The 17861-nt window shown below is 61.5% G+C and carries 17 protein-coding genes; 10 read left to right on the plus strand and 7 right to left on the minus strand.

Annotation, left to right across the window (positions count from 1 at the left end; translation table 11 throughout):
* Position 1: 1 nt before the first annotated feature.
* Positions 2–244: a FeoA family protein gene (locus tag HKD31_RS01370; protein WP_081107367.1), complete on the minus strand. Its 243-nt coding sequence runs from the start codon at positions 242–244 to the stop codon at positions 2–4.
* Positions 245–653: 409 nt separating this feature from the next.
* Here HKD31_RS01370 and HKD31_RS01375 point away from each other — a divergent pair, with 409 nt between their 5' ends.
* A complete protein-coding gene (locus HKD31_RS01375) occupies positions 654–995 on the plus strand; it encodes a metal-sensitive transcriptional regulator (RefSeq protein ID WP_062497675.1) in 342 nt (113 codons plus the stop codon).
* A gap of 15 nt (positions 996–1010) precedes the next feature.
* Here HKD31_RS01375 and HKD31_RS01380 read toward each other — a convergent pair whose 3' ends face one another.
* The 4 genes from HKD31_RS01380 to HKD31_RS01395 form a co-directional block, all read right to left on the minus strand.
* Positions 1011–1328: a hypothetical protein gene (locus HKD31_RS01380; RefSeq protein WP_194263892.1), complete on the minus strand. Its 318-nt coding sequence runs from the start codon at positions 1326–1328 to the stop codon at positions 1011–1013.
* A gap of 35 nt (positions 1329–1363) precedes the next feature.
* Entirely contained in the window at positions 1364–2155 is a 792-nt protein-coding gene (locus tag HKD31_RS01385) for a copper resistance protein B (RefSeq protein ID WP_194263891.1), read from the minus strand.
* Positions 2152–3960 carry a copper resistance system multicopper oxidase gene (locus HKD31_RS01390; protein ID WP_194263890.1) on the minus strand — a complete coding sequence of 603 codons (1809 nt, stop codon included), beginning with the start codon at positions 3958–3960 and terminating at the stop codon, positions 2152–2154. The genes HKD31_RS01385 and HKD31_RS01390 overlap by 4 nt, the downstream gene beginning before the upstream one ends.
* 86 nt (positions 3961–4046) lie before the next feature.
* The gene (locus HKD31_RS01395) at positions 4047–4442 is read right to left on the minus strand and encodes a hypothetical protein (protein ID WP_194263889.1); all 396 of its coding nucleotides are present in this window, start codon (positions 4440–4442) and stop codon (positions 4047–4049) included.
* A 307-nt stretch (positions 4443–4749) separates the two neighbouring features.
* Between HKD31_RS01395 and HKD31_RS01400 the strand changes: the two genes are divergently transcribed.
* From HKD31_RS01400 to HKD31_RS01415, 4 genes are all read left to right on the plus strand, one after another.
* Positions 4750–4962 carry a heavy-metal-associated domain-containing protein gene (locus tag HKD31_RS01400; protein ID WP_081107369.1) on the plus strand — a complete coding sequence of 71 codons (213 nt, stop codon included), beginning with the start codon at positions 4750–4752 and terminating at the stop codon, positions 4960–4962.
* Positions 4963–5413: 451 nt separating this feature from the next.
* Positions 5414–7471 carry a TonB-dependent siderophore receptor gene (locus HKD31_RS01405; protein WP_370543886.1) on the plus strand — a complete coding sequence of 686 codons (2058 nt, stop codon included), beginning with the start codon at positions 5414–5416 and terminating at the stop codon, positions 7469–7471.
* Positions 7458–9176, plus strand: a complete 1719-nt coding sequence (locus HKD31_RS01410) for an ABC transporter ATP-binding protein/permease (RefSeq protein ID WP_338085514.1) — start codon at positions 7458–7460, stop codon at positions 9174–9176. Before HKD31_RS01405 ends, HKD31_RS01410 begins: the two co-directional genes overlap by 14 nt.
* 65 nt (positions 9177–9241) lie before the next feature.
* A complete protein-coding gene (locus tag HKD31_RS01415; protein WP_194263887.1) occupies positions 9242–11617 on the plus strand; it encodes a heavy metal translocating P-type ATPase in 2376 nt (791 codons plus the stop codon).
* Positions 11618–11638: 21 nt separating this feature from the next.
* Here the strand turns inward: HKD31_RS01415 and HKD31_RS01420 are convergent, their stop codons facing one another.
* Entirely contained in the window at positions 11639–12307 is a 669-nt protein-coding gene (locus HKD31_RS01420; protein WP_194263886.1) for an RBBP9/YdeN family alpha/beta hydrolase, read from the minus strand.
* Positions 12308–12431: 124 nt separating this feature from the next.
* Positions 12432–13427 (minus strand): cysteine synthase A, encoded by a 996-nt coding sequence (gene cysK, locus HKD31_RS01425; RefSeq protein ID WP_062497682.1) that lies wholly within the window; start codon positions 13425–13427, stop codon positions 12432–12434.
* A gap of 322 nt (positions 13428–13749) precedes the next feature.
* Here cysK and HKD31_RS01430 point away from each other — a divergent pair, with 322 nt between their 5' ends.
* The 5 genes from HKD31_RS01430 to HKD31_RS01450 all read left to right on the plus strand — a co-directional run bounded on the left by HKD31_RS01430 (position 13750) and on the right by HKD31_RS01450 (position 17853).
* Positions 13750–13947, plus strand: a complete 198-nt coding sequence (locus tag HKD31_RS01430; protein WP_194263885.1) for a hypothetical protein — start codon at positions 13750–13752, stop codon at positions 13945–13947.
* Between the two features lie 82 nt (positions 13948–14029).
* Positions 14030–14998: an ABC transporter permease gene (locus HKD31_RS01435; protein WP_370543875.1), complete on the plus strand. Its 969-nt coding sequence runs from the start codon at positions 14030–14032 to the stop codon at positions 14996–14998.
* A complete protein-coding gene (locus tag HKD31_RS01440; RefSeq protein WP_194263884.1) occupies positions 14998–15981 on the plus strand; it encodes an ABC transporter permease in 984 nt (327 codons plus the stop codon). The genes HKD31_RS01435 and HKD31_RS01440 overlap by 1 nt, the downstream gene beginning before the upstream one ends.
* Positions 15971–16924, plus strand: a complete 954-nt coding sequence (locus HKD31_RS01445; protein ID WP_194263883.1) for an ABC transporter ATP-binding protein — start codon at positions 15971–15973, stop codon at positions 16922–16924. Before HKD31_RS01440 ends, HKD31_RS01445 begins: the two co-directional genes overlap by 11 nt.
* The gene (locus HKD31_RS01450; protein ID WP_194263882.1) at positions 16921–17853 is read left to right on the plus strand and encodes an ABC transporter ATP-binding protein; all 933 of its coding nucleotides are present in this window, start codon (positions 16921–16923) and stop codon (positions 17851–17853) included. Before HKD31_RS01445 ends, HKD31_RS01450 begins: the two co-directional genes overlap by 4 nt.
* Positions 17854–17861: the final 8 nt, after the last annotated feature.

The raw sequence follows: 17861 nt of genomic DNA on the forward strand, positions 1-17861 counted from the left end.
ATCAGGCGGCAGGCCGCAGACCCACGCGGGCGGCTTCGCCCCGGCGCAGGGCAAAGCGCGACGTTCCCAGACGCACGGCGATCGGATCCCTGCCCATCGGTCCGGTCGCGACCACCTGAACGGCCTCGCCGGGGACGAAACCCAGCTCTTCCAGTCGTGTGGCGATCGGGTCCAGAGGCGCGCGCTGCTCGATCTTCTCGATTACGGCATGAGCGCCCTTGGGCAGTGTATCCAGATACAGCATCAGTTCGGTACCCCGGTAATATGGCGCGGGCTCAGCGGCCCGGACCTTTACCCTAGATAGGCGCATCCTGTCCGTCCGGGAAGGGGAGTGAGAATGATTTGCATCAAGAGCGCTCAAGACTGAACGAAATCGCCGGTTTTATAATAAATTTTATGAAAATCGGTGCCGGGTGGACAGGGAACGGCAGAAGCACCCCGAATAACAGGAAAGACCTGACTGTTCGGGCATGAGGGGGTATGTTTTTCCCGTCGGCAGACTCGGTTTTTTCCGATCCCGAAACACGAGCGGGTATCGTTGGACTGGAAATTCCGGACGCAGAGGGGCATACACCGGCCTGTGGGCGCCGGATTGGGCGGGCATGAACCCATGATGTTACGTTCGGAATGTCTGGCAGAGGGCGGATCCTGGAATGGCACTATCCCATAAAGAACATGCAGTGGATGTCTGCGAGAGCTGCGCGCCGCTGGACGATGACGGCCGGCGTGTCGAGCAGCCCCGCAAGAAGGCCCTGACGAACCGGGTCCGCCGGATCGAGGGGCAGGTTGGCGGTGTTCTCAACATGATCGAGAATGATCGCTACTGCGTCGATATCCTGACCCAGATCTCCGCGATCAAGTCGGCGCTGGATGGGGTGTCCATCCAGATCCTGTCGTCCCACGCCAATGGCTGTGTGCGCCGCGCGGTGCAGGAAGACGGTGGAGAAGACGCCATCGACGAACTTCTCCAGGTCGTTCGCCGGATGATGCGCTGAGAGAACCCTGCGCGCTCAGCGGTCCAGCGTTTCGCCGGGAGCGGACTGGCTCGTCATGCCCATGTCCATTTTCTGACAGGCGGCGAGTTGCTGCTTCATCTTCGGGGTCAGGGTGCTTTTCTGGCGGCTGAGCGTCTGCAGATGCGAGCACAGGACCATCTGCTGATCCATGCTCAGCCCGGCCAGCGGATTCTGGGTGCTGGATGACGGCATGGACATCTTGCCGCCGCTCATGTCCATGTGGCTCATATCCATGCCGGGCATCGACGGGTCGGCGGCGTGCGCCATGCCGGTGGCGAGAAGGACGGTCAGTGCGAGGAAAGTCTTGCGCATGATGTTGGGCTTTCGTTGTGATTGAACAGGGATGATCAGAACCAGCTTCGGACGCCGAGGCTGAAGCGGACGGAACCGGTGTCGTCGTGCTGGTCACGGGCGATCCGGCGGGCCTGGGTGAGATATCCGGAGTAGGTCACGGCCACGTAGGGCGCGAATTTCCGCCAGAGCTCGTATCGCAGGCGCAGACCTGCATCGACATCCGACAGACCGGCGCCAGCCTGCCGTCCCGCATCGGATTTCGTGTACAGGTTGAACTCGGCCTGGGGCTGGAGGATCAGGCGGTTGGTGAGGAGGAAGTCGTACGATCCCTCCACACGGGCGGCGAAACGCCCGCGATCGCTGACATAGCCCGTAGCCTCGAATTCGAATTCGTAAAGCGCCAGACCCTGCACACCGAACGCGCCCCAGGTACGGGTTGGACCGTCATCAAGATCCATGCGTACGCCGCCCTGAAGGTTCCAGTAGGGCGAGATCGAGCGGGTATAGAGCAGTTCGTGGTCGCCATCGCTCAGGCGGCCCTTTTCAAGCGTGCCTTCGGATTTGAGCCAGATCTTGTTGTAATCGCCACCGAACCAGGCCTCTCCATCCCAGCGGAAATCGGTGCCGCCGGGTGAATAGCGGCCTTCAAGCTCATTGAAGATGCCGTGCAGCCAGGTCCCCTGATCCATTGAAGGCTTGATGTTGCCGATATAGACGACGGGGGTCGCTTCCGGTGCATCGGCGGCGTGATAGACCGTCTGGTCGGCGCGGGCCGTGCCGGACGACACGACGAGGGCGGACAGGGTTGCGAGGGCCAGAACCGCGCGGGAAAGGGCGTGTTTCATGCCACGATCACCGTGCGGAACATGCCCAGATCCATGTGATACATCAGATGGCAGTGATACGCCCACATACCGGGGGTATCTGCCGTCACGAGATAGCTCAGCTTCGAGCCCGGCTGGGAAATGATGGTGTGTTTGTAGGGACGGTAGTCGCCCTGACCGTTTTCCAGTTCGCTCCACAGACCGTGCAGATGGATCGGGTGTTCCATCATGGTGTCGTTGATGAGTGTGAAGCGCACGCGCTCGCCGAGTTTGAGGCGGATCGGACCGGATTCCGAGAACTTCCGGCCATTCATGCCCCAGATATAGCGTTCCATGTTGCCGGTCAGGTGCAGGATGATCTCCCGCGTCGGTGGCCTCAGGTCCGCTCCGGGGCGCGTGGCACGGAGCTGTTTGTAGTTCAGGACGCGGCGGCCGTTGTTCTCCAGCCCGTCGCCGGGGCTGCCAGTGCGGTCGATGGGCATCATGGCGCGCATCTGGTTTTCGACATTGATGGGCGGCGGGCCGGGATCGTCCACTTCCATTTTCGGCATGGCCATGTGGCTCATATCCATGCCTTTCATGTCCATGCCGTGCATGTCCATTCCGGCCATGTCGCCATCCATCTTCATGCCGGACATATCGCCGGACATGTCCATGTCCTTCATGCTTTCGCCGGGCTTCATGTTCCCCATGCCCATATCCACCATGGTGCGGACGGGGCGCGGGTCCATCGGGGGCAGGGGGGCGATCATGCCCTCGCGCGGGGCGAGGGTGCCGCGGGCGTAGCCGGTGCGATCCTCGCTCTGGGCGAAAATGGCATAGGCGCGCTCGTCCTTCGGCTGGACGATGACGTCATAGGTTTCCGCTACGCCGATGCGGAACTCATCCACGGGGACGGGTTCGATATCGTTGCCGTCGGCCTGCACGACCAGCATTTCGAGGCCCGGAATCCGGACGTCGAAGAACGTCATGGTCGAGCCGTTGATGAAGCGCAGGCGCACTTTCTCGCCGGGCCGGAACAGGCCGCTCCAGTTCATGTCTGGCGCATGACCGTTCAGCGTGTAGGTGTAGATCGCGCCCGAGACATCCGCGATGTCGGTCGCGGCCATGCGCATTTTGGACCAGGCCAGACGGTCCGAGAGCGCAGCACCCGCGCTTCCGGCCTCGCGCGCTTCTTTCGGGAAGGAGGCTGCCGTGCGCTGGCGGAAGACGTAATAGTCGTCCTGCATCTTGAGGTTGCTGACGATGTCATCGGGCATGACATCCGTCCATTCGCCCAGGAAAATGACGTAATCGCGGTCGCAGGCGTTCGGGTCCGGGCGGCGTGGGTCGATGACCAGCGCGCCATACAGGCCCATCGCTTCCTGCATCCCGGAATGGCTGTGATACCAGTAGGTGCCGCTCTGATGGAGCTTGAAGCGGTAGGTGAAGGTCTCGCCTGGTGCGATGCCGCCAAAACTTAGCCCCGGTACGCCGTCCATGTTCGAGGGCGTGCGGATGCCGTGCCAATGGATCGAAGTGGGTTCGTTCAGCGTGTTGGTGACGTTGATGCTGACGGTATCGCCCTGTTTCCAGCGCAGGATCGGACCCGGCACCGTGCCTCCGGCGGTCGGCGCGTGCATGGTCTTGCCATCGAGCGAGATGCGCGTGTGGCCGATTTTCAGATCCCACCGGTCGGACGGCATGGGGGGTATGATGCCGGAAGAGGCCTTGGACGAGAATGCGTGCGAGGTGCGGGGCAGGGAAGCCAGAAGGCCCCCTGCGCCAAGACCCGTTACGAAACGTCGTCGTGTCAGGCCGCCCCGGATGCGGGACGGAAAAGTCATGAGGAAAATCCGCGAAAATGACAGAGGATCAGGCCCTGTCTGCCCCTTGAGCGCAGCAGGACGGGTCCACGCCTGTCAGGCGTGCGTCAGATTGCGCGGAATTTCGGCGGGGGAGAGGCGGGGATCCAGTCGGTGCCGTTGAAACGGTCGTGCCGTCCGGACGCAAAGGCCCGTGCAACGAGACTGACGGGACCGGAAGGCTGGATGGACGCCACGGTCAGCATGGGTTCGGTCGAGACCGCATGCGTATGGCAGCAGCCTTCGGAAGACTGCTGGGGATGGGGGATCGCATGGAACGCCGACGTGCTGCAGCAGTCCGTGTTGTCGGGCTTCTGGTGATGGGCCATGTGCTGCATCGCCATGGTCATGTGATGGGGTGCTTCAGTCCGGGCCTGCGCGGTGGACGTGCCAAGCAGCAGACCGACCTGCATCAGCAGGCAGGCCAGCAGGCCGATCCAGATCCGGGCATGTGTCCTGACCATCAGAAGTCCCCGCAGGAGGGTAAGAAACAGAGCGATCCATCGTTCGAATCTGATATGATCCTATACCCGCCGGGGGGATGGGGAAAGATTATTTTTCGAGACGCAGAAAAAATGACTTGTCGAATCTGTTTCGTAGGCAATATGAAAATTGCATACCCCAGTACGGTATATAAAACATAAACAAATGGTGGAATAAGGGATATTGCTAGAATCATTTATTGTGAATAGTTATATATACCCTACCCCCGTACCGTATTCTAATGTGCCATTGCAGGGGTGTGGCTCTCTATCTGAAGGATTTCATGACATGACAGAAACAGCGCACATGACGGTCGAGGGAATGTCCTGCAATGGCTGTTCCGGCAAGCTCCAGCGCGCCCTTGAGGCCGTAAACGGCGTGAAGGCCGTCGACATCGTGCTCGATGGCGGAAAGGTCACGGTGTCCTATGACCCCGCCCAGGTTTCGCCCGTCGCTTTCAGGGACGTTGTCGAAGACACGGGATTTGACGTCGTTTCCTGAGGCGCGACATGCCTCCTCCTGAAAAGATGGTGCGGCCAGGTCTGCCAGATTCGGAACAGGAGCGTTTCATTACCGGTCCCATGCCACGCGACGTCCCTTTCGGAACGCAGGATGTTGCATGGCGCCGGCATGTCTCTCTAGGACAGACACTATGACACAGCATGGCACTTCAGTTCGTCGTCGGCTCAGCCTTTCTGCCATTTCTCACAATGCCCTGATCTGGGGCAGCCTGATGGCAGGCGTCTGCCCTGCGGCCATGGCCGATACGGTCGCGGCGCGGACGAAAAATCACCCGCCCGTTTGCCATGCCACACACAGGACGCTGCATCCGGTGCGCTGTACTTCGCATCAGGCTGCGGCTCCGAACGTCCAGCAGTCTGCAAAGGCGCCTGTCGCCGGTTCCGTAGCAGCCGCTGCTTCTGCCACGGCCGTTGCGCAGTCCTCTGCCGATATGGACGGAACAGAGGCGGAAAATATCCAGGTTCTGGGGACCAACCACACCTATACGGCACCCGCCGTTGAAGCCTGGGGCAAGAGCCCCGTGGCGCTCAAGGACGTGCCGCAGTCTGTTTCCGTTATCACCCAGCAGCGCATGGAAGATTCCAACATGCTGACGATGGCGGATGCCATGCGCCAGATCAACGGAATCCGCGTTCTGCCCGGCTCGACGGCCAATTCGAATTACTATTCCCGTGGCTATCAGCTCACGACATCCGTGGACGGCACGCCCGATGCGTCCGGCACGCTGAACAACGCGGCTTTTGACCTGTCCATGTATGACAGGATCGAGGTGCTGCGCGGGTCGTCGGGTCTGTTGCAGGGCGGCGGTGGCGCGGGTGGTGTCGTCAATGAAGTCACGAAGAAGCCGGGTCGGGATTTCGCGGTCGATGGTTCCGCCATGGTCGGGAGCTTCAACAATTACCGTGCCGATGTGGATATGACCATTCCGCTGAACAGGTCGAAGACGCTCCGCTTCCGGACCGCCGATCTGTTCCAGGACAACGATTATTTCTACAAATACTCCCATTCGCGCAAATGGCAGGCCTATGGCGCGCTGGAATGGGACGTTACGCCGACCACGACGTTCCTCGTCTCCCATGCGGCCCAGCAGCAGGACATCACGGCACCGTATTACGGTCTGCCGGTCACGACGCAAAAGACGCTGTGGTATGGTGGGCGCGACGCCAATCCAAGCCAGGACTGGGGCTACAGCAATTACATGACGCAGCAGACGATCGCGTCCATCACCCAGAAGCTCTGGGGCGACTGGACGGCGACCGCGCGCGCCACGTTCTATGACCAGAGCTACAACACGCTGTATAACGAGCCCTGGACGACGATCGATGCCAATACGGGCCTGCTGCAGTATCAGGATGCCGGTATCGTGGGGATGCGGGGCAAGAACACGTCGCGTTCAGCGGATGTGTATGCCCAGGGCAGTTTCCGTCTTCTGAACCGGACGCATCACGCGCTGTTCGGCTTCAACTACAACTCCTACGAACAGCTGACGCAGTATGCGAATGTCAACTGCGATGCCATCTACAATAATGTCAGTATCAACAACACGGGCGTCGTGAAAGCACCGGCTGCGAACTGTATCGACTACAAGCAGAACGATGATGGTTACGGCACGGACGACTACGCCTATCAGTGGGGTTTTTACGGACAGCTCCGCCTTGAAGTGATCCGGCATCTCTCGCTGATCCTTGGCGGACGTGTATCGCGGTTCTACGAGAAGCTCCAGTATGTCTCGCCCGGTCCGAAGAGCGAATGGACGACGACCTCCGACATTCATGGCCAGCTCACCCCGTATCTGGGCACGGTCTATCAGATCACGCCGAACATCTCCTGGTATGCCAGCTATTCCAGTATCTTCACGCCGTCGGTCGGCCGGCAGACCTATCGGGGGGGCGGGCTGAAGCCGCAGGAAGGCAATCAGGTCGAGACCGGTTTCAAGGCGGAATATTTTCATGGCCGCCTGAACATTTCCTCCGCGCTGTTCCGGATGGAGAGCGTGAACCAGCCGGTTCAGGATCCGGAGCACTCGCAGTTCTACATGACCACGGGACCAATCCGGCGTCAGGGCTGGGAAGCGCAGATCGATGGCGAGATCCTGCCGGGGCTCGATGTCTCGATCGGCTATACCTATCTGGATACGAAGGTCTCGAACTCGAAGGTCAGCGATTTCGGCGGTGTCTATTCCCCGCACCATATGTTCAAGTCCTGGGTGCATTACAACGTGCCGAGCGGACGTCTGAAAGGGCTCAATTTCGGTGCGGGCATCGATGCCAACAGCAATCTGCGCGGCAGTTATGCGACGACCGTTCAGGGCGGCTACATGACGCTGGACAGCATGATCGGCTACCGGATCAACAAGCATCTGAAGCTGCAGCTCAACGCGACAAACCTGACCAACCGCTATTACTATGAGCGCGCCAGCGGCGTCTGGCAGTTCAACTTCCCCGCCGCTCCCCGCAGCTTCATGGCCACACTTCGTGCAAACTACTGACGAAACGACCCCGCCACATTCGCTTTCGGACTGGAAAGTCCTTTTTCCCTACTGGAAATCCGAAGAGAAGTGGTGGGCCTGGTCCCTTCTGGGAGGGACCATCGGACTGTCCGTGCTTTACGTTCAGTCCGCCGTCTGGTTCGGGGCCTGGTATCACCGGTTTTTCGATGCGTTCTTTGCCGGTCAGGTGGGGCATTGTCTCGGAATGCTGCCGCTTTACCTGCTGGTGACGGTCGGCTCTGTTGCGGTGCATGTGACGCAGACCTATCTGACGCAGGTCCTGTCCATGCGCTGGCGTCTGTGGAACACGCGGGTCTATCTGCGGCAGTACCTGTCGGAAGAGGCGTATTACCGGCTCGAACACGGTCCGAACCGGGCGGACAACCCGGATCAGCGTATCGCGGATGACCTGTCGCAGATGACGGTCCAGACGCTCAAACTCGGTCTGGATGCGATTGATGCCGTGACCACGCTGTTCTCCTTTGCGGTCGTTCTGTGGAACATCGGGGGGGTATTTTCTTTCAATTGGCATGGCCATCATTTCCACATTCCCGGCTATCTTTTTCTGGGCGCCGCGATCACGACCCTGACGGCCTCGGGGATTCTGGAGCGGTTCGGCTCGCCTCTGATCGGGGCGAATTACCGGCAGCAGCATTTCGACGCGGATCTGCGTGCGGGGCTGATGGATATCCGGCGCAACTCCGAACAGATCGCCTTTTATGGTGGCGAGGATGCCGAGCATCTGCGTCTGTCCGGCTATCTGGCGCATATCGCCACCAACTGGCGCAGCGTCGTGCGTTACACCTGGCGGGTCAATTTCATCGGTGAAATCTATACCGGAATCGCAACGGTGCCGTTGTGGCTGATGCTGGCTCCCAAAGCTATGGCCCATGCCCTGACCTTCGGGCTCTATTCCCAGATCAACTCCGCTTACACACAGGTCCGGATCAGTCTGGAATGGTTCATTTTCAATTATGCGGATCTGGCGACGCTGCGTTCGGTGCTCCAGCGTCTGGGTGAGTTCGAGCGGACGGTCAGCCAGCAGCCCGAGACAGGAATTGAACGTTTCGCATCGGAAATCCCTTCGGTGCAGATCCGCGATCTCACGCTCTGCCTTCCGGATACGAAACCGATTGCCCGGATCGGCAACCTGACGCTGGAAAGCGGGGAGCGCTGGCTGGTTCGTGGGCCGTCAGGTTCGGGGAAAAGCACGTTCCTGCGCGCGCTGGCCGGATTGTGGCGTCACGGGAGTGGGGCGGTGTCCTTCAACATGCGTCAGGCCATGTTCCTGCCCCAGCGCAGCTATGTGCCGTCCGGAACCCTGCGTCAGGCCCTGAGCTATCCCGCAACGCCGGACCGTTATGAAACAGCGTCCTGTCAGCAGGCTCTGGAAGCCGTGAATCTGGCGGGATACAGCCATAGACTGGATGAAATCGCCGACTGGGGAGAGGTATTGTCTCCCGGAGAGCAGCAGCGGCTGGCTGTGGCCAGAGCGCTCCTGTTCCGGCCGGCGATCCTCTTTCTGGACGAGGCGACATCCGCGCTGGACGAAGGCAATGAACGCCGTCTTTACGAGGCCCTTCTTTTCGCGCTGCCAGGCACCACCTTCATCAGTGTGGCGCATCGCGATGCGCTGTGCCGCTTCCACGATCACGAGATTGTTCTTGGCGATGGAAATGCCGTCTTTTCCGTGCTTGAAAAATAGGGTGGTGGGGTATATTTCTCACGAACCCTTTGCAGAATCCTCCTAGCCGACAGGACCCTTTCCAGATGTCAGAAACGATCAGTTTCCCCGTCGGTGGCATGACCTGCGCCGCCTGTGCCGCGCGGATTGAAAAAGTCCTCAACCGTCAGGACGGTGTGAAGGCGACCGTGAACTTTGCGTCCGAGCGCGCGCAGGTCGCTTTTGAAAACGCCTCGTCCTCCGTTGAAAGCGTCGTGGCGGCCGTGCGTCGTGCGGGCTTCTCCGTGGACGAGCAGAGCCTTGACCTGTCGCTGTCGGGCATGACCTGCGCGGCCTGTGCGGCCCGGATTGAAAAGATCCTGAACCGCCAGCCTTCCGTACAGGCCAGCGTGAATTTCGCGGCCGAACGGGCGCATATCAATTACATTCCCGGCGTAGTCGAGCCGGCTTTCCTGATCGGGAAGATCGAGAAGGCCGGATTTGGAGCGCAGCGTCTGGACGAAGGCACCCGTGAAGACCCGAAGGCCAAGCGGGCCGCCATCTGGAAGCGTGAGCGCAACCGCTTCATCCTGACGCTCATCCTGTCCCTGCCGCTCTTTGCCGAGATGATCGGCATGTTCTTCGGCCGCATGATCGTGCCGGTTCCGGTGCAGTTCCTGTTCGCCACCATCGTGCAGTTCGTCTGTGGCGCGCATCTGTATCGCAGGGCCTGGAATGCCGTGCGGGGTGGTTCCGCCAACATGGATGTGCTGGTTGTGCTCGGAACGTCCATCGCCTGGCTGTTCAGTGCGGTTGTCGTGGTGTTCGGACTGCACCAGCATGTTTATTTCGAAGCCAGCGCATCCATCATCACGCTGATTTCGCTCGGCAAGCTCATGGAGACCCGCGCCAAGAACAAGACGAGCGCGGGGATCGAAAGCCTGCTCCAGCTTCAGCCGCAGATCGCGCATGTCGAGCGTGATGGTGCGATCGTGGACCGTGCGGTTGCGGACATGCATGTCGGGGACATCTTCGTCGTGCGTCCGGGCGAAAGCGTGCCTGTGGATGGCGAGATCATCGAGGGGTCTTCCGAAGTCAACGAGTCCATGCTGACGGGTGAGAGCGTCCCGGTTCTCAAGGAAGTCGGGCAGGACGTCTTTGGTGGCACGATGAACGCCAACGGTGCGCTGCGTGTCCGGGCGACCGGCGTGGGTGCGGATACGGCGCTGGCGCGGATCGTGAAGATGGTCGAGCAGGCACAGGGCTCGAAGGCCAATGTGCAGCGTCTGGCCGATAAGGTTTCGGGCATTTTCGTGCCCACGGTTATCGGGATCGCCGTCCTTACCTTCCTGATCGGCTGGGCCGTAACCGGCTCCGCGACATGGAGTCTCGTTTCTGCCGTGTCCGTTCTGGTCATTGCCTGCCCATGCTCGCTGGGTCTGGCGACGCCGACGGCCATCATGGTCGGGACGGGGCGTGGCGCACAGTCTGGCATCCTGTTCCGTAATGCCGATGCGCTGGAGCGGGCCGAGAAGCTCAAGACCATCATCGTGGATAAGACCGGCACCCTGACACAGGGCCGTCCCACGGTGGCCGCCGTTCATCCGGCTGTGGGCATTCCGGTGGATACGCTTCTGAGCGTCGCCCATGCCCTTGAGCACAACTCCGAGCATCCGCTGGCCCGTGCCATCGTGGACTATACGGAAAGTCACGGTGTCAGGGCCGCTGTTGCCGCGGAAGGCTTTCAGGCGGTTCCGGGCAAGGGCGTGGTGGCGCAGGTTGGGGGACAGGAAACGCGTCTGGGCTCGCCAGCCTTCATGCAGGCGAGCGGACTGGACCTGTCATTCCTGCCGGTCGCGGCGCTGGAAAGCGAGGGCAATACCGTCATCGCCGTGGCGCAGGGCAGTCAGGTTCTGGGAATCATCGCATTGGCGGATGAACTGCGGGTAGATGCCGTGGCGACCGTGAAGGCCCTGAAGGCGCGGGGCATCCGGGTCGTGATGCTGACCGGCGACAACGAACGCGCGGCGTCGGTCGTGGCGCGACAGGTTGGCGTGGACGACTATCTGGCTGGCGTGCTGCCCGAGCACAAGGCGGATGGTGTTGCGAAATACCGGGCGCAGGGGGGGCTGGTCGGCATGGTGGGTGACGGCATCAACGACGCGCCGGCGCTGGCGGCCGCCGATGTCGGCTTCGCCATCGGCGCAGGCTCTGCCGTCGCTCTCGATACGGCCGATGTCGTGCTGATGAAGAGCGAGATGACAGGCGTTCTGGATGCGATTTCGCTGTCCAATGCCACCCTGTCCAAAATCCGGCAGAACCTGTTCTTCGCCTTCATCTATAACATTCTGGGTCTGCCGCTGGCGGCTTTCGGAATGCTGAACCCGATCGTGGCAGGCGCTGCCATGGCCATGAGTTCCGTCTCGGTGGTCAGCAACTCCCTGCTGCTCAACCGCTGGAAACCGATCTCCGGCAAGTCCTGAGGCAGACTCTTCCGGGTGCGGTTACTGCACCCGGAACGGGAGTTTCCTGCGGGCGAAATCGAGCATGGCCGTCGCACCATGCTCCCACAGGCCCAGCGGTTCGCTGCTGCCGATATGGCCGACAGCGCCCGCTTCCAGAAAATCCGACTGCCACTGACCAGCAAGTTCCCGCGCACGTGGCAGGGACAGCCAGGGATCGTTGCTGCTCGCCATGATCGCGGTGGGGACGGGCAGGGGCACGTGGGGAAGCGGCCCGAAAGCGCGGATGCGTTCGACCTCCGGATGGGCCGTCTGGTCGATATCCGCAGGCGCCACCAGAAACGCCCCGGCCACCTTCTGGCCACCATGCCGACTCAGCCATTTCGCACTCAGCACGGCGCCGAGACTGTGAGCGATCAGGAAAACCGGACGGGATGAAGCCTCGACCGCAGCGGTGAGTGCTGCTTCCCAGTCTGCGGGGCTGGGCGTTTCCCAGTCCGTCTGGTGCAGACGTTTCAGGCCATAAGCCTGTTCCCAGTGGGACTGCCAGTGATCCGGACCCGAACCGAAGAGGCCGGGAACCAGCAGCAACTCGACCTGCTGGCCAAGGCGCTGGAACGCGCCGGCGATCTGCTGGCGGCCCGTATCAGGCAGGCCATGCGTGGCCCAGGCGGGATCGAAGGATGTCGGACGGCCGGAAAACAGGTTCATGACGTTATCTCCTCTCAGCCGTCCCGACTCTTCTGCAGAAGAGCGGAACAGGACTTCGCGTTAATAACGAACACAAACGATTATTAAATAAAACAACTTTTGTTTGTGGTTGTTTTATTGACTCTCAGGCCAGCCCGTCGAAGAGCTGTGTGGAGAGGTAGCGTTCCGCAAAGGACGGGACGATGGCCACGATCGTCTTGCCACGATTTGAGGGCTTGCGGGCCAGTTCCATTCCCGCAAACAGCGCGGCCCCCGAGGAAATTCCGATGGGAATCCCTTCAACGGCTGCACAGAGCCGTGCGGTTGCCACAGCTTCCTGCTCGGAGACCTCGAACACGCCGTCCAGCGCCTTGAGATCCAGCGTGTCAGGTTCAAAACCCGGGCCGATGCCCTGAATGCCATGCGGTCCGGGCTCGTCGCCATGCAGCACGGCACTTTCGCGCGGTTCCACACCATAGATCTTGATGGATTTACGATGTTTCTTGAGCCCGTGGGCAATGCCGGACGCCGTACCGCCTGTTCCCAGACCGGCCACGACCATATCGACCTTGCCTGCCGTATCTTCCCAGATTTCCCGGGCCGTCGTGGCTTCATGGACTGCCGGATTGGCGTCGTTTTCGAACTGGCTCGGCATCCAGGCATCGGGCAGGGTGCGGTTGAGCTGTTCGGCGCGTTCGATGGCGCCGGCCATGCCGCGGGATGCAGGCGTCAGTTCGGTATCTGCACCCATCAGGCGCAGCATTTTCCGACGCTCGGTCGAGGCATTTTCCGGCATGGTGACGATCAGGCGGTATCCCAGCGCCACGGCCGCAAAAGCAAGCGAAATGCCGGTATTGCCCGAGGTCGGTTCGATCAGGACCGTGCGGCCCGGCGTAATCAGGCCGCGCGCTTCAGCATCCCGCAGCATGGCCACGCCGATCCGGTCCTTGACGGAGCCGAGCGGGTTGAAAAATTCCAGCTTGAGGAGCAGCCGCCCGTTGAGATGCTCACGCTGGGTCAGGTGTGGCAGCGCGACCAGCGGTGTGCCTCCCACCGTCTCCAGAAAGGAGTTGAAAACGCGGCCCCGGGGGGCGGCATAACCTTCGAACGGGGCGGGGGACAGCGGAACCTTCTTGCTCATGGCCTCACTTAACACGGGAAATGGGGGAAAGGGCAGACGGTAAATGATGATTTCCGTTACAACGAATTAATAACGTTGTTATGTGTTCTGCGTCGATATCACATCATGTTCATGCGTTATTTATTGACGGTGCCGTGTATGGTGTCGTATGTGATCCGCTCCAGTGGCATCCACAACAACAGGACCAGTCGGTCAATGATGTGTCGAATGTGTAGCTCGCAGCGCAAACGCTGCTCCGCTTCAGGTCCGGAGGCAAGTGTCTCCGGCGTGTCATAACGCCCGACAACTGGACTGTCGGGCTCTTTCTTCAGGGTCCGGCATCATGCTTGGTTCAACAGTCATCGAAATTAACGGCGTCTTCCTCGGCGCGGCCATTCTGGTCAGCGCGAGCGGGACGAGACGCTTCTATGCCGCGCATGACAGCGTGCGCGCGCTCCATAACGAACTCCTTCCCGATCTGGTCGCGCTTCAGCAGCGCATCCGTCAGCATGTGCGCAAACCTGGCCGTCAGATGGTCTGATTGACGAAGAGCCTCTTCTGTCCGGACGTATTCGTGCTGTAGAACGAAAAAAGATCACGAACCGGAACGGAATGGAGCAGGCGTGGAAGGAAGTTATCGGCGGATTATCCGCGCTGTTCTGACGCGCCGTGACGGCGCTTTCGCGGCCCTGCTTCTGGCTTCCATCATTCTCGCCTGTCTGTCTGCCCCGCTTTATGCGGCGCTCAACGGGATTGATCCGTTTTCTTCCGACATCGCGGGGACGACGATCCGGAACGGACAGCGCGTTGATCTCATGCAGCCCAACGACAATCCGCTGCATCTGGGGCTTAGTCCAATCGGGCCGGACTGGCGGCCGGGACCGTATGCGCTCGGGGCGGACTCGCAGGGGCGGGATGTGGCGGCGCGCGTCCTGTATGGGGGGCGCAATTCCCTGCTGATTGCGGCGGCGTCCGCGACGTTCTGCCTGTGTCTGGCGGCCTGTATCGGGATTTGTGCGGGGTATTTCGGCGGTTGGATTGATCTGATCCTGTCCCGCATTCTGGATATGCTCTGGGCGATCCCGGTCTATCTGTTTGCGATTTCGCTGTCCGTCGTCACGGTGGGGCATGGTATCCGGCTTGGACCTGTGACCATCGGGGCGGATAATCTGCTGATCCCGATCGGGATTATCGCGCTGGTTTATGTGCCCTATGCGGCGCGGCCGTTGCGGGCGCGGGCGCTGAGCCTGTCGCAGGCGGGGTTCGTGATGGCGGCGCGGGGAATGGGAGCGTCGGACTGGCGCATCCTGTGGCGGGAAATCCTGCCGGGGCTGACGCCGACCATGGCGGTTCTGGCACCGCTTGTGATGGCGCTGTGCATGCTGGCAGAATCCGCACTGTCCTTCCTGTCGCTCGGGGTGCAGGCCCCGGCGGCGTCTTGGGGGACGATCATTCAGGACGGGGAAGGGCTGCTCTATACGCGGCCCATCGTGGCCATTGCGCCGGGCGTTGCGATTGTTCTGACCGTTCTGGCACTGAATGTTCTGGGCAATGCGCTGCGGGATCATCTTGATCCGAAAGGCGGGGCCTGATGATCCGTAGCCTTGCGTCCCGGACCGGGCAGATGCTGCTGGTCATTTTCGGGATTTCCGTTCTGGTGTTCTGCATTTTCTTTGCGACACCGGGGGCAGACCCGACAGCGCGGATTGCAGGGCGGGGTGCCAGTCCGCAGGTCGTGGAACGTATCCGCGCGGAGTATGGGTTCGATCGCCCCTTACCCGTTCAGTACGTAAAAATGATGGAAAAGCTGTTCGTCAGCCGGGACCTGACGTCTTTCGTCAATCACGGGCAGCGTGTCGTGCCGGAAGTGTTGCAGGCAGCACCCGTGACGCTCTCGCTGGTGCTGTGGGCGGCATTTTTCTGGGTCAGCGGATCGCTGGTGTTCGGGATTGCCTCGGCCGTTCTGCGTGATAGCTGGGTGGACCGGCTGCTGATGGTTCTGGGGCTGATCGGGCTGTCCATGCCGGTGTTCTGGCTCGGCGAGGTCGTCAATCTCGTCACACAGAGCCGCTGGCATGACACGTTCCTGTTCCGCTGGGTGCCGCCGCTTGGATATGTGCCGTTTTCGCAAAGTCCGTGGGGCTGGGCGAAGGCGCTGTTCCTGCCGTCCCTGACGCTTGCGGTGTGTTTTATCGGTCTGTATGCGCGGGTCCTGCGGTCCGAACTGCTGACCGCTATGGGTGAGGACTCCATCCGCACGGCGCGCGCCAAGGGCGCGGGACCGGTGCGCGTGTGGCTGTGGCATGGTCTGCGGCTGTCCTGGCTGAGCTATATTTCGCTGTTCGGCTTGGATTTCGCGCAGCTTCTGGGCGGTGGCGCGCTTCTGACGGAAGTCGTGTTCGCCATGCCGGGCGTGGGACGGCTGACCTATCAGGCACTGGCGACGCTCGACCTGCCGCTCATCATGGCGACGGTCATGTATGCCGCCGTGTTCGTCGTCATCGCCAATGCGCTGGTGGACGGGCTGTATGCCCTGCTGGACCCGCGGATCATGGAGGGACGGCATGGGCGCTGAGGCTCTTTTAAAGCTGCATCACCTGCATCTGGAACTGCCGACCGGGACGGCACTGCTGGAAGATGTGTCCCTCACCGTAAAGCGTGGCGATGCACTGGGCGTGGTCGGAGAGTCGGGATCTGGAAAGAGCCTGACGGCCATGAGCGTCATGGGCCTGCTGCCGGGGCTGAAGGCTTCAGGGTCTATCCGTTTCGAGGGGCGCGAATTGCTGGGGATGAAGGATCGGGAGTGGCGGCGTCTGCGTGGTGCGGGCATGGCCATGATCTTTCAGGATCCGATGACGGCGTTCCTGCCGGTCCGCTCCATCGGTGCGCAGATCGACGAGCAGATCCGACTGCATGAGCCCGTCAGCCGCCGTGAAGCGCGAGCGCGGACGGTGGCTTTGTTGGGACGGATGGGTGTGCCTGATCCGGAAGCGGCGGCGAAGCGCTATCCACACCAGCTTTCCGGCGGTCTGCGCCAGCGCGCCATGATCGCAATGGCGCTGTCCTGTGGCCCCGCACTTCTGATCGCGGATGAGCCGACCACGGCGCTCGATGTCACGGTGCAGGCACAGATCCTGACATTGCTGTGCGAAATTCGCGACAGCGGGGCCGGTGTGATGCTGATTACGCATGACATGGGCGTGGTGGCGCAGACCTGCACGCATGTGGCGGTTGTCTATTCCGGGCTTGTGGTAGAGCAGGGGCCGGTTGCGGCGGTCATGGCGCTGCCGCTGCATCCCTATACGCAGGCCCTGTTGGAAGCGATCCCACCGCTGGATGGTCCGAGGCCGGATGCGCTGCCGACCATTCCGGGGCGTCCGCCAACTCCGGATGCGCGGCCGGAAGGCTGTGTTTTCGCGCCGCGCTGCCGGTACGTGCGACCGGACTGTGCCGTGCGTCCTGCGCTGCGGGAACCGGAAGAAGGGCGGCGCGTGGCCTGCGTGCTGTACAACGCATGACCATCCTGCTTGAAGCGAAAAATCTCAGCAAACACTACCGCCTGTCGCATGGGGAAACCCTGCGCGCCGTGAGCAATGTGTCGCTGGTCGTGCATCGTGGGGAGGCTCTGGCGCTGGTCGGGGAGTCCGGCTGTGGCAAGTCCACGCTGGGCCGGACGCTGATCGGGCTGGGGTCGCCGAGTTCGGGCGACGTGTTCTTTGAAGGTGAGCGGATTTCCGGCCTGTCGGACCGGGCACTACGGCGCTGGCGGCCCCGGATGCAGATGGTCTTTCAGGACTCGTCCTCGACGTTCAATCCGCGCCGCACCATCGGCGAGACGTTGGCGGAACCGATGCGGATCCATGGACGGACCGGCATTGCCGAACGGATCGCAACGCTGCTGGAACAGGTCGGGTTATCGTCTTCCATCCTGTCCCGTTATCCGCATGAGTTCTCGGGCGGGCAGCGGCAGCGTCTGAACATTGCGCGAGCCCTGATGCTGGGGCCGGATCTTCTGGTCGCGGACGAGCCGACATCCGCGCTCGATGTGTCGGTGCAGGCGCAGATCGTGAATCTGCTGCGGGATCTGCGCAATTCGCTGGGTGTGGCGTGTGTGTTCATCTCCCATGATCTGGCGGTCGTGCGGCAGATGGCGGACCGGATTGCTGTCATGTATCTGGGGCGGATCGTGGAGGAAGGGGACGTCCTGGCGGTTCTGGACGCCCCGGCCCATCCCTATACGCGGGCACTTCTGGACGCAGTGCCCCGTCCAGACCGGCCTTTGCCGCCGCCGCTTAAAGGCGATGTGCCAAGCCCGATCCATCCGCCGCAGGGCTGTGCGTTCCATACGCGATGTCCACTGGCCCAGCCGCGCTGCTCGCAGGAACGACCGCAACTGCGGCAGGTTGGGGAAGGACGCACGGTCGCCTGCCATTATCCGCTGCTCTAAAAAAGGCA

Source organism: Gluconobacter potus (assembly GCF_015244705.1).
Classification (GTDB): domain Bacteria; phylum Pseudomonadota; class Alphaproteobacteria; order Acetobacterales; family Acetobacteraceae; genus Gluconobacter; species Gluconobacter potus.

Bases quoted from the DNA above. Each gene is read 5' to 3' on its own strand.
- HKD31_RS01370 (WP_081107367.1), bottom strand. From the start codon at position 244: ATGCTGTATCTGGATACACTGCCCAAGGGCGCTCATGCCGTAATCGAG.
- HKD31_RS01375 (WP_062497675.1), top strand. From the start codon at position 654: ATGGCACTATCCCATAAAGAACATGCAGTGGATGTCTGCGAGAGCTGC.
- HKD31_RS01380 (WP_194263892.1), bottom strand. From the start codon at position 1,328: ATGCGCAAGACTTTCCTCGCACTGACCGTCCTTCTCGCCACCGGCATG.
- HKD31_RS01385 (WP_194263891.1), bottom strand. From the start codon at position 2,155: ATGAAACACGCCCTTTCCCGCGCGGTTCTGGCCCTCGCAACCCTGTCC.
- HKD31_RS01390 (WP_194263890.1), bottom strand. From the start codon at position 3,960: ATGACTTTTCCGTCCCGCATCCGGGGCGGCCTGACACGACGACGTTTC.
- HKD31_RS01395 (WP_194263889.1), bottom strand. From the start codon at position 4,442: ATGGTCAGGACACATGCCCGGATCTGGATCGGCCTGCTGGCCTGCCTG.
- HKD31_RS01400 (WP_081107369.1), top strand. From the start codon at position 4,750: ATGACAGAAACAGCGCACATGACGGTCGAGGGAATGTCCTGCAATGGC.
- HKD31_RS01405 (WP_370543886.1), top strand. From the start codon at position 5,414: ATGGACGGAACAGAGGCGGAAAATATCCAGGTTCTGGGGACCAACCAC.
- HKD31_RS01415 (WP_194263887.1), top strand. From the start codon at position 9,242: ATGTCAGAAACGATCAGTTTCCCCGTCGGTGGCATGACCTGCGCCGCC.
- HKD31_RS01420 (WP_194263886.1), bottom strand. From the start codon at position 12,307: ATGAACCTGTTTTCCGGCCGTCCGACATCCTTCGATCCCGCCTGGGCC.
- cysK (WP_062497682.1), bottom strand. From the start codon at position 13,427: ATGAGCAAGAAGGTTCCGCTGTCCCCCGCCCCGTTCGAAGGTTATGCC.
- HKD31_RS01430 (WP_194263885.1), top strand. From the start codon at position 13,750: ATGCTTGGTTCAACAGTCATCGAAATTAACGGCGTCTTCCTCGGCGCG.
- HKD31_RS01440 (WP_194263884.1), top strand. From the start codon at position 14,998: ATGATCCGTAGCCTTGCGTCCCGGACCGGGCAGATGCTGCTGGTCATT.
- HKD31_RS01445 (WP_194263883.1), top strand. From the start codon at position 15,971: ATGGGCGCTGAGGCTCTTTTAAAGCTGCATCACCTGCATCTGGAACTG.
- HKD31_RS01450 (WP_194263882.1), top strand. From the start codon at position 16,921: ATGACCATCCTGCTTGAAGCGAAAAATCTCAGCAAACACTACCGCCTG.